The 17634-nt window shown below is 31.7% G+C and carries 16 protein-coding genes; 1 reads left to right on the top strand and 15 read right to left on the bottom strand.

Translation table 11 applies throughout. The features are described 5' to 3' along the window. Positions 1-39: 39 nt before the first annotated feature. The 15 genes from lysS to B5E58_RS04920 form a co-directional block, all read right to left on the bottom strand. Positions 40-1545, bottom strand: coding sequence for a lysine--tRNA ligase (gene lysS, locus B5E58_RS04990; RefSeq protein WP_443080039.1), 1506 nt, complete (start codon positions 1543-1545; stop codon positions 40-42). A 42-nt stretch (positions 1546-1587) separates the two neighbouring features. Next, positions 1588-2067 carry a transcription elongation factor GreA gene (gene greA / locus B5E58_RS04985; RefSeq protein WP_088108588.1) on the bottom strand — a complete coding sequence of 160 codons (480 nt, stop codon included), beginning with the start codon at positions 2065-2067 and terminating at the stop codon, positions 1588-1590. A 192-nt stretch (positions 2068-2259) separates the two neighbouring features. Further along, the gene (locus B5E58_RS04980; protein ID WP_088108587.1) at positions 2260-3177 is read right to left on the bottom strand and encodes a hypothetical protein; all 918 of its coding nucleotides are present in this window, start codon (positions 3175-3177) and stop codon (positions 2260-2262) included. Positions 3178-3238: 61 nt separating this feature from the next. Beyond that, on the bottom strand, positions 3239-4198 hold the full coding sequence (gene dusB / locus B5E58_RS04975) for a tRNA dihydrouridine synthase DusB (RefSeq protein ID WP_088108586.1): 960 nt from the start codon (positions 4196-4198) through the stop codon (positions 3239-3241). A gap of 64 nt (positions 4199-4262) precedes the next feature. Then, the gene (locus B5E58_RS04970; RefSeq protein ID WP_088108585.1) at positions 4263-5033 is read right to left on the bottom strand and encodes a type III pantothenate kinase; all 771 of its coding nucleotides are present in this window, start codon (positions 5031-5033) and stop codon (positions 4263-4265) included. Positions 5034-5048: 15 nt separating this feature from the next. After that, positions 5049-5834 (bottom strand): type III pantothenate kinase, encoded by a 786-nt coding sequence (locus B5E58_RS04965; RefSeq protein ID WP_088108584.1) that lies wholly within the window; start codon positions 5832-5834, stop codon positions 5049-5051. Positions 5835-6029: 195 nt separating this feature from the next. Next, positions 6030-6383 carry a DUF6145 family protein gene (locus B5E58_RS04960; protein ID WP_088108583.1) on the bottom strand — a complete coding sequence of 118 codons (354 nt, stop codon included), beginning with the start codon at positions 6381-6383 and terminating at the stop codon, positions 6030-6032. Between the two features lie 8 nt (positions 6384-6391). After that, positions 6392-7357 carry a biotin--[acetyl-CoA-carboxylase] ligase gene (locus B5E58_RS04955; protein ID WP_088108582.1) on the bottom strand — a complete coding sequence of 322 codons (966 nt, stop codon included), beginning with the start codon at positions 7355-7357 and terminating at the stop codon, positions 6392-6394. Positions 7358-7447: 90 nt separating this feature from the next. After that, complete coding sequence (gene argF / locus B5E58_RS04950) at positions 7448-8392, bottom strand: ornithine carbamoyltransferase (RefSeq protein WP_088108581.1); 945 nt, start codon at positions 8390-8392, stop codon at positions 7448-7450. A 78-nt stretch (positions 8393-8470) separates the two neighbouring features. After that, positions 8471-8866: a thioesterase family protein gene (locus B5E58_RS04945; protein ID WP_088108580.1), complete on the bottom strand. Its 396-nt coding sequence runs from the start codon at positions 8864-8866 to the stop codon at positions 8471-8473. Beyond that, positions 8867-10864: an ATP-dependent zinc metalloprotease FtsH gene (ftsH, locus tag B5E58_RS04940; RefSeq protein WP_088108579.1), complete on the bottom strand. Its 1998-nt coding sequence runs from the start codon at positions 10862-10864 to the stop codon at positions 8867-8869. 269 nt (positions 10865-11133) lie between these two features. Further along, a complete protein-coding gene (gene hpt, locus B5E58_RS04935; RefSeq protein ID WP_088108578.1) occupies positions 11134-11664 on the bottom strand; it encodes a hypoxanthine phosphoribosyltransferase in 531 nt (176 codons plus the stop codon). After that, a complete protein-coding gene (gene tilS, locus B5E58_RS04930; RefSeq protein WP_158097671.1) occupies positions 11661-12998 on the bottom strand; it encodes a tRNA lysidine(34) synthetase TilS in 1338 nt (445 codons plus the stop codon). Before tilS ends, hpt begins: the two co-directional genes overlap by 4 nt. 96 nt (positions 12999-13094) lie before the next feature. Then, positions 13095-15434 (bottom strand): stage II sporulation protein E, encoded by a 2340-nt coding sequence (gene spoIIE / locus B5E58_RS04925; protein ID WP_158097670.1) that lies wholly within the window; start codon positions 15432-15434, stop codon positions 13095-13097. Between the two features lie 134 nt (positions 15435-15568). Next, a complete protein-coding gene (locus B5E58_RS04920; RefSeq protein ID WP_088108575.1) occupies positions 15569-15766 on the bottom strand; it encodes a hypothetical protein in 198 nt (65 codons plus the stop codon). A 574-nt stretch (positions 15767-16340) separates the two neighbouring features. On the opposite strand from B5E58_RS04920, the gene B5E58_RS04915 reads away from it, so the two are divergent. Beyond that, on the top strand, positions 16341-17618 hold the full coding sequence (locus B5E58_RS04915) for a glycosyltransferase family 2 protein (protein WP_206608552.1): 1278 nt from the start codon (positions 16341-16343) through the stop codon (positions 17616-17618). Positions 17619-17634: the final 16 nt, after the last annotated feature.

Genomic DNA, 17634 nt, shown 5'->3' with positions numbered 1-17634 from the left:
AAAAGGCAGTTTTTTAAAAAACTGCCTTAATTTTTTATATTACTGTAAAGGTTTCATTGTTGGGAAAAGAAGAACGTCTCTTATTGATACTGACTCAGTAAGAAGCATTACCATTCTATCTACACCAATTCCAAGACCACCTGTTGGAGGCATACCATATTCAAGAGCTGTCATAAAGTCTTCATCAATCATATTAGCTTCATCGTCTCCAGCTGCTCTAAGTTCCTCCTGATGTTCAAAACGTTTTCTCTGGTCAATAGGGTCATTAAGCTCTGAATATGCATTTCCATATTCACGACCTACTATGAAAAGCTCAAAACGCTCTGTAAATTCTGGTTTATCTGGTTTTCTCTTTGTAAGAGGTGAAATCTCAACAGGGTAATCCATAATGAATGTAGGCTGTATAAGATTTTCTTCTACAAACTCCTCAAAGAAAAGATTTAATATATCACCTTTTGTATGATGTTTTTCATACTCAACGTGTCTTTCATCAGCAATTTTCTTTGCTGCTTCTGTATCAGGTATTTCATCAAAGTCAACACCGGCAAATTTCTTTACAGCGTCAACCATTGTAAGTCTTTCAAAGTCTTTTCCAAGGTCAATTTCATGTCCGCCATAGTTTACAGTTGTTTTACCTAAAACATTCTGTGCTACTGTTTTAAAGAGACTTTCTGTAAGCTCCATCATACCTTTGTAATCTGTGTATGCCTGATAAAGCTCTATCTCTGTAAACTCTGGGTTATGTCTTATTGACATACCTTCGTTTCTGAATACACGACCAATTTCGTATACTCTCTCAAATCCACCAACAATAAGTCTCTTTAATGGAAGCTCAAGAGCAATTCTTAAGTACATATCAATATCAAGAGTATTGTGATGTGTTATGAAAGGTCTAGCAGCTGCACCACCAGGTATTGTTTGGAGTACAGGTGTTTCAACTTCAAGGAAACCTCTGTCATCAAGGAATTTTCTTATTTCTTTTATTATAGCTGAACGTTTAAGGAATGTATCTTTAACTTCAGGATTTACAATAAGGTCTGTATATCTCTGACGATAACGAATTTCCTGGTCTTTAAGTCCATGATATTTTTCAGGTAAAATCTGAAGGCTCTTTGAAAGAAGTGTAACTTCTGTTGCATGAACTGAAATTTCACCTGTTTTTGTTTTGAATACAGTTCCTTTTATACCAACGATGTCACCGATATCATATTTTTTGAAATCAGCATAATTTTCATCGCCAATATCATTTCTACTTACATAGCTCTGCATATTTCCGTTTCTATCCTGAATATTGCAGAATGAAGCCTTACCCATAATTCTTTTTGACATAAGTCTTCCGGCAATAGATACTTCTTTACCTTCAAGTTCTTCAAAATTTGCTCTTATTTCATCACTATGTTTTGTTACATCATATTTTACAATCTGGAAAGGGTCTTTTCCCTCTGCCTGAAGTTTTTCAAGTTTTTCACGTCTTATTTTTATAAGCTCGTTTACTTCTTCTTGAGTCATCTGAATTTCTTCTTTTGTATCATTATTCTGTGACACTTCTTTTTCCTCCTAACCAATTTCTAAAAAACAGTAATATTATTAGTTCTTTTTAATTTCAAGAACTTTGAACTCAACTATTCCAGAAGGAGCTTCTATTGAAATTTTTTCTCCTACTTTATGTCCTAAAAGACCTAAGCCAACAGGTGATTCATTTGAAATTCTTCCTTCCATAGGGTCAGCCTCAGCAGAACCAACTATTGAATATTCAACTTCTTCATCAAATTCTATATCATAGAGTTTTACACGGCTTCCTACTGTTATAACATCGTTTGAAAGCTCATCATCATCAATAACTTCTGCATTTCTGAGCATTTTTTCAAGAACAACAATACGAGCCTCTATTTCTGCCTGTTCCTCTTTTGCAGCGTCATACTCGGCATTTTCTGAAAGGTCACCCTGTCCTCTAGCTTCTTTTATTTTTTCCGCAACTTCTTTTCTTCTTACAGTCTTTAAGTTTTCAAGTTCTTCTTCCATTTTCTTAAGACCGTCATATGTTAAAACTACTTTCTTTTCAGCCACGTTTAATCACTCCTCATAATATTTACTAAAACCACCAAAAATTTAATTTGATGTAGGCCACAGCGAAATTTTTTCTCTATGACTTCATTAAAAACATTAAATTGAATTATACCCAAAACTAGCACCATTGTCAACATACCAACTGCCTAAAAGCCTTGTAAAATCACACTTTCATTAATTTTTTACATAACTTTACAGTATATATTTATCCATAAAATACAGTGATGACAAAGAAATATTTTCATCATTAAATTCTTCTATAACTTCATAAAAATTATCATAATTTTCAATATAATTTTTAAAAATATCACTATTTTCAATTTTAAGTCCTTCATAAAGTTGTGATTTTAAAATACCATTTTTAGTTTTAAGACTTAAACCGTCAATAAACATCATATCGTCTCTTTTTGATGCTATTCTAATTGATTTACTATGATTTTTGACAATATCTATGTATATAGAATTTCTCTTATAATAATAATCATGGTTTTCCATATCACTGCTACAATTTACTATTACATCAGCATCTTTAAAAATCTGATTTTTAGCACTTGAAAATGTATTTATTATAAGTCCTCTTTCAGCCTCTGCTCTTTCTTTTATATCATCAAAAAAATACTCTCTATCTGTAAAAACTGATAAATAATTTACATTATCAATAAGAGAATTTAAAGCTGTAATTGTAAGTTTATCGTTGCCATCAACAACAACAAATTCAGCTTTGGACATATCTATATTTTTAATTTTAAGGGCTTTTTTAGCCATTTTAAAAGTCATAATGGCATTTACTGTGCGACCTCTCAAAACAGGTACAGAACTATAAAAAACATCGTCTTCCGGCAAAACTGCCCCTGTTACACCTATCTCTCCAAGTTTTTCAAGGGCATTATATACTGTATTATACCATCTTTCATAGTTACTCTTTTTTTCACCATATATAAGGGGCAAAACACAATATATTATTTCTGTTCCATAATTTTCTATTATTTCACCTATAAAAGGTTTACGCTTTTTTATTATATATTCCCTCAATTTATAGGGAACTTTATCATAAAAAGGCACAAATTTATTTTTATCTTCATTTTTCATATACATTAAAACAGCTATCATAAAATCACTCCAAAAAACCGTTTTTTAAAAGTATATGAAATATTAAATCAATTATTATTTATTATCTACAAAGTTTATCATAGAGAAGTTTTTCCATTTCCTCATAGGTCTCCGCCATGTTTATTTTGCCTCTAAGCTCTGCTGCTCCCGGACAGCCTTTTATATACCATGATATATGCTTTCTCATCTCTCTTACACCAATATACTCACCTTTATACTCTATGAGCATACGAGCGTGTCTAAGGGCTTTTTCAACCTTCTCTAAAGCTGTTGGTTCTGGTAAAATTTCTCCTGTCTCCATATAGTGTAATACTCTCTTAAATATCCAAGGATTTCCCTGTGCACCTCTACCCACCATTATGGCATCACAACCTGTATATTCAAACATTCTTTTTGCGTCCTGTGGTGTATTTACGTCACCATTACCTATTACAGGTATTGAAACAGCATTTTTTACAGCCTTTATAATATCCCAGTCAGCCTTTCCGCTGTAATACTGTTCTCTTGTTCTTCCATGGACTGCAACAGCTGCTGCACCTGCTTTTTCGGCTATTTTAGCTATCTCTACCGCATTTATATGGTCATCATCAAAACCTTTTCTAAATTTTATTGTTACAGGTTTCTTTTGAGAATTTACAAGAGAATGGACAATCTCTCCAACTCTTTCCGGATTAAGTGTTAAAGCACTTCCCTCACCATTTTTCACTATCTTAGGAGCAGGACAACCCATGTTTACATCAATTATATCTATATTGTAATCTTCAATTTTTTTTGCCATAGCTCCCAATATTTCAGGGTCACTTCCAAAGAGCTGTACTGCCACAGGTCTTTCTTTTTCATCAACTTCAAGAAGTTTTTCAGTGTTTTTACTTCCATAAAGTATTCCTTTAGCACTTACCATTTCAGAATATACAAGACCACAGCCCATTTCTTTACAAAGTATTCTGAAAGGAAGGTCTGTAACTCCCGCCATAGGTGCAAGGAATATATTATTTTTAAGTTCTACATTTCCTATTTTCATATTTTTTCTCCATTTCCATTATCACTTAAAAACCGCCGAAATAAAATTCCGGCGGTACATTTTTTCATTTTTTGTTTTTATTATAAAGTATTCTTAAACCTTCAAGAGTAAGAACAGGATTTAATATGTCAAATATTTCTCCTTCAGGGTCAATAACTTTTGCTAATCCTCCTGTTGCAATAACTTTTGCATCTTCTAAATTAAGCTGTTTTTTAAGTTCATCAATTATGTATATACTTTGACCTATATGACCTAAAACAAGACCAGCTTGTATACTGCCAACAGTATTTTTTGTTATTATAGAATCTGGCTTTGCTATCTCAACTCTAGGAAGTTTTGCAGCTTTTCTATAAAGAGCATCAGCACAAATTTGTATTCCCGGTGATATAAAACCAGTTAAAAACTCACTGTCTCTTCCTAAAACATCAAATGTATTTGCTGTTCCATAGTCAATTACTATGGCAGGTCCTCCATAAAGCTCTTTAACGGCTACAAGATTTACTATTCTATCAGCCCCAACCTCTTTAGGGTTATCCTGTTTTATTTTTATTCCTGTTTTCATACCTGCCCCTACTATCATAGGCTCTATATGAAAATATTTTCTTATTCCCTGAGTGAGAGAATACATAATATTAGGCACAACCGATGATATTATAACAGCTTTAACACTATCTGCCGGAACATCAGAATTATCAAAAAGAGAATGTATAAGTATTCCTGTTTCATCAGATGTTCTATTGTTTCCTGTTGTTATTCTCCAACTTTTTATAAGTTTATCATTATCATAAACACCTAAAACAGTGTTTGTATTTCCCACATCTACAACCAAAAGCATTTTTTATTACACTCCTCAGATTTCAGATTTATTTCCGATATTTTTTTCATAAAGTATTCTAAGACCTTTTAATGTGAGATATGGGTCTAAAACATCGAAAATACTGCCATCAGGGTCAATAACCCTTGCCAAACCTCCTGTTGCAACAACCTTTAAATTAGGCATATTAAGTTCTTCTTTTATCTTATTTACAATATATACAGTCTCACCTATATGACCAAAAACAAGACCAGCTTGTATGCAACCTACTGTATTTTTTGTTATTACAGACTTAGGTTTTTCTATGGCTATTTTAGGAAGCTGAGCAGCTCTCTCATAAAGAGCATCAGCACAAACCTGTATTCCAGGAGCTGTTATACCTGTTATAAAATTTCCTTCTTCATCTATAACATCAAAAGTTGTGGCTGTACTGTAATCTATTACAAGAACAGGACCTTTATATATTTCATTTGCTGCCACAAGATTTACTATTCTATCAGCTCCCATTTCCCTTGGATTGTCCATATTAAGTTTTATACCAGTTTCCATCGAAGGGTTTACTATCATAGGTTCTATATTAAAATATCTGCGTATACCTTGAGTTATTGAATACATTATATCAGGAACAACAGATGATATTATAATATTATCTATACTGTCTGCTGAAACATCTGAATAATCAAAAAGAGAATGTATAAACTGTCCTGTCTCATCAGCAGTTCTTGTATTTGTAGTTGTCATTCTCCATCTAGCAATAAGTTTTTCACCCTCATAAACTCCAAGTACAGAATTTGTGTTTCCTATATCTATAACAAGAATCAAATATAACACTTCCTTTTTTAAAAAAACGGCAGAATAAAAAAATTACTCTGTCGCTTAATATATCCTAATTCTTAATACATTATATCAATAAATACTCATATTACAATATTTTTTTTAAATTTTACGTGAAAAATTTAACCATAAAATTTTGTTAAAAAAAGAGTACAGATTTTGTATTCTGCACTCAAAAAATTTTTATTCATTTCTCAGTAATTCTTCTCTGACAGACTCGCCTTTATCTGTTTTGTATATAAGATACCAAAGACGAAGGGCATTTAAAAGTTCTTTATCTTTTCTTTGTATTTTTTTTATTTCAAGTTCTGCTCCTATCTCATCAAAATCAAAGTCATCTTCACCTCTTACAGTCTCAAAATATACATTTCCATCTTCATCAAAACGCATTATAAATGTACAACAAAGTTTTTCTGCCATTGTAACACACATTATCTGTATATCTTGTTTTATAGACTGGGGAATAGCGTCATATTCACTTGAAAAATAAAATTTCTGCTTTTCCCAGCTTGCCGCTGCAAGTATATTTTCATCCATTTTTATAATTACCTCCTTCTAACAGAAACCTCACCGGAAAAAACAATCTCCCTAGTTCCATTTTCTCTCTCAACAATAAGTTCTCCGCTTTCATTTATTCCAACAGCTTTTGCAGGGTATGTTTCTCTACCTATAACGTTTATATCTCTGCCTATTGTATTACACATTTTTTCATATTCCTCTGTAAATATTGAAAAATCTCCATATTTTACATACTTGTTATAATACATTTCAAAATCTTTTAAAACCTCGTTGAGAAGTTCTTTTCTTGAAAAATCCTTACCAGCTTCTTTCTTAAGGGATGTTGCCACATCTGAAAGTTCTTCTGGGAAGTTTTCTGTATTTACATTTATACCTATTCCAACAACAACATAATTTATTTTCTGTATCTCTGTACTCATCTCTGTAAGTATGCCACATATTTTTTTGTCATTTATAATAACATCATTAGGCCACTTTATAGAAACATCAAGTCCTGTAACTCTCCTTGCAGCACGACAGACACAAAGACCAGCTAAAAGTGTAAGCATAGGAGCTTTTCTTGGGTCAATATCTGGTCTTAAAAGTATTGAAAACCAAAGTCCATCTCCCCTTTCAGACTCCCATTTTCTCCCCATTCTTCCTCTGCCTGCTGTCTGTATTTCAGAGACAGCAACTGTTCCTTCTTTTTCGCCTTTCTCGGCAATATATTTTATAACATCATTTGTTGATGTAACTGTATCTTTAAATATTATTTTTTTGCCTAAAATTTCTGTATGAATAGCGTCCTGTATTTCTTTTTCGTTTATAATATCCACATCATCAATAATATGATAACCTCTGTTATTTACAGCTTCTATATTATATCCTTCTTTTTTAAGTTTTGATATAGCTTTCCATACAGCTGTTCTTGATACTCCAAGTTTTTCTCCTATTTCTTCTCCTGAAATATAACCTTCAGTATTTTTTAAAATATCAAGTATTTTATTGTTCATAATATTCCTCCTAACTAAAAGAGTTATAAAAGAATTTTTAAAAAAAGCGGACTTTTATAAAATATAAAGCCCGCTTAATGCTTTTTAATATCAGTCTTTGAGAGTTGCAACCATAACAGCTTTTATTGTGTGCATACGGTTTTCAGCTTCATCAAATACAACAGATTTTTCTCCCTCTATAACCTCATTTGTAACTTCATATCCTCTTACAGCTGGGAGACAGTGCATAAATATTGTGTTTTCATTGCCTGTTGAGTTCATAAGTTCATCATTAACCTGATAATCTTTTAAAAGAGCAACTCTTTCAGCTTTTTTATCTTCTTCACCCATAGAAATCCATACATCTGTATATATTATATCTGCATTTTTAACAGCTTCTTTAACATCAGATGTTATTTTTATTGTGCTTCCGCTTTCTTTTGCGTAACCTTCACAAAGTTTTACAAGGTTTTCTTCTGGGAAAAGGCTTTCTGGTGAACCTATTGCAAAATTAAGTCCCATTTTTGAACAGCCAATCATGAGAGCATTTGCCATATTATTTCTTCCGTCTCCAACATAAACGAAATTAATACCTTTAAGTTTGCCAAATTTTTCTTTTATTGTGAGGAAGTCTGCAAGAACCTGTGTAGGGTGGTCTTCATCTGTAAGACCGTTCCATACTGGAACACCGCTGTATTCAGCTAATTTTTCAACAGTTTCCTGTGAAAAACCTCTAAACTCTATACCGTCAAACATTCTTCCTAAAACTCTTGCTGTGTCTTCAACAGTCTCTTTATATCCAAGCTGTATATCATCTTTTCCTAAATATTCAGGATGTGCCCCTTCATCAACAGCTCCAACTGTGAAAGAACAACGTGTACGTGTTGAAGGTTTTTCAAATATTAAAGCTACATTTTTGTTTAAAAGATTTTTTTCAAATATTCCTTTTTTCTTTTTATCTTTTAAATCTTTTGCAAGGTCTACAAGATACTCAATTTCCTCTGCTGTAAAGTCTTTTAATGTTAAAAAACTTCTTCCTCTTAAATCAACTGCCATTTTAAATTCCCCCTAAAAATAATTAATAAATAAAATCCAAAAAGGGCGGAGAACACTCCGCCCTAATAACCAAAGTTATTATTTGCCCTTGTTGTTTACCTTGTTAAGGAACTTAGCTGTCTCTATTATCGCTCTGCCATGTGTTCCTTCGCCTATTTTATCAATTTCATCATATGCTTTAACTTTGAATGTAAGCATTCTTCCATTTACTTCTATAACTTCAGCAACAACTCTTACTTTCATTCCTACTGGTGTTGCTGCCATATGTGAAACATTTACACTTGTTCCTACTGTGTCATATCCCTTTGGAAGAACAGCTTTAACTGCATTTAAAGCAGCAGCCTCCATCCAACCAATCATAACAGGTGTTGCAAGAACTGTAACTTCTCCACTTCCAAAATGTACAGCTGTATCTGTGCTTGTTACAACTCTTTCAATTTCCATGCTTATTCCGCAATTTACATTGTATTCCATTTAAAATTCTCCTTCCTTTTTGTCATCTGTATTCAAATCATTATTTTCTTCTGTTGTATCATCAAAAATATTGATTTTTTCTTTTTCTTCATTTTCAACAACATTTAATCTAGCCTCTTTAGCTTCTTTTGCCTCTTTAAAAAGCTGTCTAAATTCATCACCTGTGATTTTTTCTTTTTCAACAAGTATTTTAGCTGTTGCATGAAGAACATCAATATTTTCTTTAATAAGTCTTATAGCTTCCTCGTAAGCTGTATCAATAATTCTCTTTACTTCTTTATCTATTGTTGCAGCTACATCTTCACCATAATTTCTTGAGTGTCCCATTTCTCTGCCTATAAACACTTCATCAGAGTCATTTCCAAACTGTATAGGTCCTAAAATATCGCTCATACCATATTTTGTTACCATACTTCTTGCAAGGGCTGTGGCTCTTTCAATATCGTTTGAAGCTCCTGTTGTTATATCTTTAAATATAATATATTCAGCAGCACGACCACCAAGGAAACTTATGATATCCTGTTCCATATATTTCTTTGTGATATACATTTTATCTTCACCAGGTAAAGGCATAGTATAACCGCCTGCCATACCTGTTGGTATAATTGATATGCTGTGTACAGGGTCTAACTCGCTTAAAACCTCAAAGAGTATTGCATGACCACCTTCATGGTATGCAGTGATGAGTTTTTCTTTTTCTGAAGTAACTCTGCTCTTTTTCTCTGTACCAATACCAACTTTTACAAAGGCACTCTGTATATCAGCCATTTCTATTACTTTTTTGTTAGCTCTAGCAGCTAAAAGAGCTGCCTCATTTAAAAGATTTGCAAGGTCTGCACCTGTAAATCCTGATGTTGTCTTAGCAACTACACTAAGGTCAACTTCAGGTGAAAGAGGTTTACCCTTAGCATGAACTTTAAGTATTGCCTCTCTACCTTTAACGTCAGGTCTACCAACATAAACCTGTCTGTCGAAACGTCCTGGTCTAAGAATAGCAGGGTCAAGTATATCAGCACGGTTTGTTGCTGCAAGAACAATTACACCTTCATTTACACCAAAACCATCCATCTCAACAAGAAGCTGGTTAAGTGTCTGTTCTCTCTCATCATGTCCACCGCCAAGACCTGCACCTCTACGACGTCCAACGGCGTCAATCTCATCTATAAACACAATACAAGGTGAATTCTTTTTAGCCTGTTCAAAAAGGTCTCTAACTCTTGATGCACCGACGCCGACAAACATTTCAACGAAGTCTGAACCAGAAATACTGAAAAATGGTACATATGCCTCACCGGCTACTGCCTTTGCAAGGAGAGTTTTACCTGTTCCCGGAGGTCCTACAAGAAGAACGCCTTTTGGTATTCTTGCACCCATCTGAACAAATTTCTTAGGCTCTTTGAGGAACTCAACAAGCTCTTTAAGCTCTTCTTTCTCCTCATCAAGACCTGCAACATTTTCAAATGTAACTCTGTTTTTGTCATCAATGGTAACTTTTGCTTTACTTTTTCCGAAGGACATCATTTTTCCGCCTCCGCCACCATTCATTTTCTGGAACATGAATGTAAAAAGTATAATCATAAGTATTACCATTATAATCGTTGGAAGTATTGCCATAAGAAGACTTGTCTTAGGAATACTTGGAGTTTTTATATTTATGGAGCCATCTGTATTTTCACTCTGGACATAGTCCATAAATGTATCAACACTTGGAATATTTACTATAACTTCTGTTCCATCAGAAAGCTCTGCTCTGGCTGTTCCGTAGTTTGTTATTTCAGAACTATTCTGAATTTGAAGCTCCACTACATTTCCGTTTTCTATACTCTGTGTAAGGTCACTGTATGTAAACTCAACAGGTTCTTTCTGACCGAAGCTTTTGTTTGTAGCGAAAATTGCTGCTAAAATAATTACAAATAGCAGTCCGTACAAACCAATTGTAGAACCAAATTTCTTCAAAATTATTTCCCTCCTAGACTGATTGTAAGAATGTCTTTTCATTTTAACACGTTTAAATTGTAATTGCAACTTAGACAACTAAGGTTTTGCATACATTATCCCTTAGAATTCTCCATAAACATAAACGTAAAAAATCAGAAAAATACTTATACACAATACATTTTTATTATTAACAAAATTAATATATTTTATCAATTATATAACTACAAAATATGTACATAAAAAAATACATTAAAAATATTAATTTTTTTCACCTAAAAACGGTACAGATTTAAAAATCTGTACCGCTTATGTTTTATAAAATAAAACTTTTATTCCTCTTCAAAAGAAATTACACCTATATAATCAAGGTTTCTGTATTTCTGAGCATAGTCAAGACCATATCCAACAACAAAAGCATCTGGAATTGTAAATCCTGTATATGCAACATCAACCTGTGAAACTCTTCTATCAGGCTTATCAAGAAGTGTACAAATTTTGAGACTCTTTGGGTTTCTGCTGTTAAGAAGATTTACAAGATGACTTAAAGTTCTTCCAGAGTCGATAATATCCTCAACTATAAGAACATTTTTACCTTCAATAGACTCATCAAGGTCCATAAGTATCTTTATATGTCCACTGCTTTCAGTTCCATCACCATAACTTGAAACATCCATAAAGTTAAGTGAAACAGGACTTGTAAGTCTCTTTGAAAGCTGAACCATGAAAAATACTCCACCTTTTAAAACACATACAAGATATATTTCTTCACCTTTATAATCACTGTTTATAACTTCTGCAAGCTCATCAAGTCTTTTTTCAATTGCAGATGTTGAAATCAGGGTTTCTATTTTTTCCTTCATAACTCTTTTTCCTCCCAAATGTAAAAATACACCCTTTTTTTTGTATTTTCAGTTATATAAAATTCAACTGAATCTCTGAGACCTACAAGACTTATGGCTTTTTCATCTGTTGAAAGTACAGGGAAAACATCTCTTTCCTTTGAAGGTATTTTACAATCTATGAAAATATCTTTAACTTTCTTTTTACCATTTTTGAGGGTTATATAATCCCCAGCCCTTCGTGTTCTCAGATAAATGTCCGTATTGATTTTATCATAGTCATATACTTTAGTACATACGTTAAAAAGACCAAAATTCTTTTTTTGCTGATTTAACGATAATAGTGCATATTTACCTATTTCTTTTATGTAAATTTTCTGTTCTGGAGTCAAAATATAGGAATATCCTTCGCTTTTTGTATGATTTTCATTATATATCTTTAATTTTTCATATTCAGTTTCGCATACAATACCAAAAGGAAGATTTACTTTTTTCCCTGTTCCTTTCATTAAAATGTCATTTATGCTCTCTATATGTGTGTATGATATATCTTTTATGTCTTTTTTTATATCTCTTAAAGCTCGTCTTAAAACTCGTCTTATCATTACATTATGAAATTCTTTTATTTTATTTATGTCAATAACAACATTACCCTTATTTTTTGATATAAGACATTTTTCATAATTATATTCTGTAAGACTTTCTAAATACTCCTCCTCCTCATATATTATTGAGGCAGTTCTTGCTATATTTTCAATGGCATTTTCATTTACTTCTCTCATAAGAGGAAGTATATTAAGCCTTATTTTATTTCTTGTATATATATCCATTTCATTGGTACAGTCTGTTCTGTAATCTATATTATTTTTTATACAATACTTTTCAATACTATTTCTCGGACACTCTATGAGAGGACGTATTATATTTTCTCTTACAGGTGCTATTCCACCTATGCCTTTTATGCCACTTCCTCGGCACATTCTCATAATAACAGTTTCTGCTTGGTCATTCATATTATGGGCAACGGCAATTTTACCTTTTTTCTCTTTTGCAAGTTTTGAAAACTCATCATATCTTGCTTTTCTTCCGGCTTCCTCCTCACCTAATCCCCATTCAACAGCTTTTTTCTTTATGTCATAATAAACACTTTTACAAGGCACATTTAAACTTTTACAAAACTCCTCCACAAAACGCTGGTCACCGTCTGCCTCCTCACCTCTTATGCCATGATTTATATGAACAGCGTATATTGATAAATTATAATGCTCTTTTATAGAGCATAAAAAGTGTAACAAAGCACAAGAGTCAGCTCCACCGGAAATTCCTGTTATTATTACATCTCCTTTTTCTATCATGTTATATTTTTTTATTGTATTTAAAGCGGTTCTTCGCAAAAAAATCATTCCTTTCGGTACAAATCTTAATAAAGTATACCAAAGTAAAAGATTTTATTAAAGTCCCTCCCATATTCTCGATGCAACAACTGTCATATCATCATTAGCTTGTCCTCCAGCTTTTTTTATAGCCTCTTTCATTATATAATCCGCTATATCTTTAGGATTACTACTTCTAAAAACAGAAAATATATCTTCAAACCATTTCTCATCTTCACCTGTATTTTTTTCGATTATATCCTCTATACCGTCAGTAATCATAATTATAATATCTCCGTCACGTATCTCATAACTACTTTTTTCTATGTCAGCACCTGAAAATATACCTATTGGCAATGTTTCCTGTCTCACTGCCATAACTTTTCCATTTCGCATTATATATGATGAGGCTGCACCGGTTTTTACAAACTCAGCTTTCTTTTTATAGGTATCTATTTTACATATATCAAGAGTTGCAAAACTATCCTTTGTTGAATTTAAAAGTAATGCTGAATTTATAAGTTTTATTGATATATCACTGTCAAAACCTGCCTTAAAAAATCTCTCTAAAAGCTCTATGGCAAAAAAACTTTCTCTGTTTGCTTCCTCTCCTGAACCCATACCGTCAGACAAGGCTACGACAAACTCTCCTTCCGCTAACGGTAAAAATGTGAAATTATCACCACTCACAGTGTTACCTTTTTTACAAAATACTGCTGATGAAGATGCAACATTATATCTTTTAGCCTCTCTATAAACAAAAACTCTATTATCATCAGTTTTTTCACGTCTCATTTTTCTTCCAGAAACTTTACTTATAATCTTTCCTGTCTCCTCAATGAAAGATTTTTCAATAACATAATCTTTAAGTTTAAATTTTACTGTTATCTCACCTTTTCCACTTTCAACAGCTGTAATATAATAAAATTCAGCGGATTTTTTATCAAAATAGGCTTTTATCTCTCTTTCTATATCCTCCCTAAATATTTGTCTCACATCAATTCTTTGTTCTATATTCTCAAGTATTTTCCCAACAGCAAAAAGCTGTTCTCCAACAAGGTCTCTACTCTCCTTTATTCTATTTTCCCAAAATATCTTTGACCTAAATTCTTCACAATCCTTATTTATTTCCGAAACTATCGTAATAACTTTGGCACAATTTTTTTTGAAATTATTTGGAAAATCATCAACAAAAATTTGACCTTTATTTTCACAAAGTCCCACACTATCATAAAAAATTTTATATGTATTATAAAAATCCTTCTCCCAACAGTAAGAAAACAATCCACAGTTTTTGCAAACCTTTCCACCAACTTCGTCAATTACAGTTTTTATACTTGAAGCATTATATTTTTTATTTTTTCCAAGTTTTTTAAATGTATCTGAAAGGGCATAAAAAGAGTCTGAACACTCTTTTAAATTTTTTTCTGTTATATTTTTCATTGTCATATAATATCTACTATCATAAACATTTTCATTCATATCATAGCTTTTTATAAACTCAAAAGTCTTTTCAGGTATAATCATAAATAAAATTATCCCTGTAATAAGACTTTTAAACCAAGACAATGTTAAAAGCTCCATGTTTATATAGAAAACCATTACTGTCGATACAGCTATAAATCCAAAAGCAGACGTAATTTTTCCGTTTTTTCTTAAACTTCCACTAACCATTGATGACACTGTCAAAACAGAAAACAAATCAGCACTTCCTTCAAAACATATCATAAGCATAAATCCCACAAAAGCTCCTCCAAAAGCTCCTCCAGAAGGTCCCAGCCGATAGGCAAACAATATACAAACAAGTACAGACAATGACATTTTAAAATTTATATTCCATATCTCAATATTTCCAACAGTTATTATACATATAGCTGACATTATAAGAAGGGAGGCTGTCTCCTCAATGGATAATAACTTTCTGTTGGGACTGTCTCTCATTGTATAAAATCCCTTCATAATAACAAAAGAAAGGGCAAAAACTGCTACTCCCTCCAATGCCGATGTTATGATAATATATTTTGAAATACCATAAAATATTGATAAAACAGTTCCACCTAAAAACAGTGATAAACCCATCAAAAAGGCTTTTTTAAATATATCTATTTTTAATGACATTCTTTTTGCTATAAAATTAATAACTATTGCTATACATCCCCACAAGACATATTTTAAATTTAAAAGACTGTTTCCCAAAGCAAAACGCCCTAAAACAGACAAAACCACAGTTATATAAAATATAATACCCTCACCAAAAAATATTGTACAAAAAGAACATCCAAAGGGCGAAAATATATTAAATACATTCGTCCCTCCTGATAAAAAAGCAAAAACACATATAGCACTTTTTTTAATAATGTCATTTTTTCCTGTTTTTTTTATATTTTGAAATTTACTGTCTAATATTATTTTTTCCATATAAACAAACCCCTTTCCGTATTCTTGATTATACGAAAATATGCCTGTTTTTTTTGTCATATTGTGATGTTATTTAAAAAAAGTTTTCGACACAACAAAAAAAGGCACAGTCATATGACTGCGCCTTTTTATTATTATAAATATTCATAATATTCGTCTTCATCATCAAGCATATAGCTTTTTAAACGATGTTTACCCGAAAATGCATTGGTCATTTTAGGTCTTCCCTTTTTCCTGCCTTCACCTTCGAACCTTTTCTTTTGTGCCTCGGCCTCCTTTTGAAGCTTTCTCATTCTGTCATAACGGTCAAATTCAGATTCTTTTTTAGACACTTTATTAATCCCCCTGAAATAATTAAAAGTAAAAATATAATAACGATTTTATTATCATTCAAAAAACCATCTTTGTCAATGAAAATCTTCATATTTATAATGTAATTTTTAAAGACTTTAATATATAATTTCAAACCTCAATATATATCTATGAAAAAACACAATTTTTAGTTAGTTTTTCACAATCTTTTTTTAAAAAACCGACTTGTTATAGATATTTCAATCACATTGATTTTTTATTAATTTTTAAACCAAAAACAGCTATTTTCGACTTTATAAACCTTAATTTAACCATTTTTCAATAAAATTTTATACTGTAATATTATGAAAACCTTAATAATATAATATTGGATAAATCATATATTTTTTTGATAAAAATTTATTAATTTATATAAATATTAAATAAAATATGCTTATTCTTAAGAAAAACAATAAATTTTCTAAAATTTTATTACAATTATTGAAATTACTAAATTTAATTATTATAATACTTTGGAAATCATTTAATTTAAATATTATTTAACGGAAATTTAATCAATTATTAATATTTTGAAAATGGAGGCTGGATTAATCTATGATAAGATTTTTATTGCAATTTAATTTTTGTATTTTTCTTATTTTTACAATCTGTTATTCTTATCAGTTTGTATTTCTTTTCTATGTACTGATACACAGATTAAAATCAAAAAAAGATGTTACTCCTGATGGTAAACAGAACAGATTTGCTTTTGTTACATCTGCTAGAAATGAAAAAAATGTAATCGGCGAACTTATTGACAGCATACGTGCACAGAATTATCCAGCAGAACTTATTGATATATATGTAATCGCAGATAACTGTACAGATAACACAGCAGAAATTTCAAGAGAACATGGTGCATTTGTTTATGAGAGATTTAACAAACAGCTTATAGGCAAAGGATATGCCCTTGATGAATTTTTCAAACACCTTATGAAAACAGGTGAAAGCAAAAAATATGACGGTTTCTTTGTATTTGATGCAGACAATGTTCTTGATGCTAATTTTACAAAAGAAATGAACAAAGTATTTAATAAAGGATATAATATTGTTACAAGTTACAGAAACTCAAGAAACTATGGAAGCAACTGGATTTCAGCAGGTTATGCTCTTTGGTTCCTTAGAGAGTCAAAATATTTAAGCAACGCAAGAATGTTACTTCATACAAGCTGTGCCGTTTCAGGAACAGGTTTCCTTGTAAGAGAGTCAATAATAGAGAAAAACAATGGTTGGAAACATCATCTCCTCACAGAGGATATTGAGTTCTCAATAGATAGCGTTATAAATGGTGAAAAAATTGGATATGCTGATGGTGCTGTAATTTATGACGAACAGCCTATAACATTTGCTCAGTCATGGAACCAGCGTCTTAGATGGTCAAAAGGATTTTATCAGGTACTTGGTAAATATGGCAGCAAACTTGTAAAAGGTATATTCACAAGCAAAGGAAATAAGTTCTCATGTTTCGATATGTTTATGACAATTTCACCAGCTATGTTCATCACACTTTTTAGTATAGCTGTAAACAGTACTGTTCTTATAACAGAAATGATGTCATCTTACGGAAACTATTTCCTTATAAATGAGTCAATGAATGCTATTGGCGGTTCACTTTTTAGATTTTACATACTTCTTTTCGTTGTCGGTGGTATAACAACTGTTACAGAGTGGAAAAACATAAATACATCTACAATAAAGAAAATATTATATACTTTCACATTCCCACTCTTTATAGCAACATATATACCTATTGCAATAGTTGCACTTTTCAAAAAAGTTCAGTGGACACCTATTGCTCATGGTATGGAAAGAAAAGCAGTTGCAATGAAATAAGTAAATTAAATTTTAT

Source organism: Tyzzerella sp. An114 (assembly GCF_002161055.1).
Taxonomy (GTDB): domain Bacteria; phylum Bacillota; class Clostridia; order Lachnospirales; family Anaerotignaceae; genus Fimicola; species Fimicola cottocaccae.
Note: the sequence above shows the minus strand (reverse complement) of the source record. Positions and strands in the feature narration are given on the sequence as shown.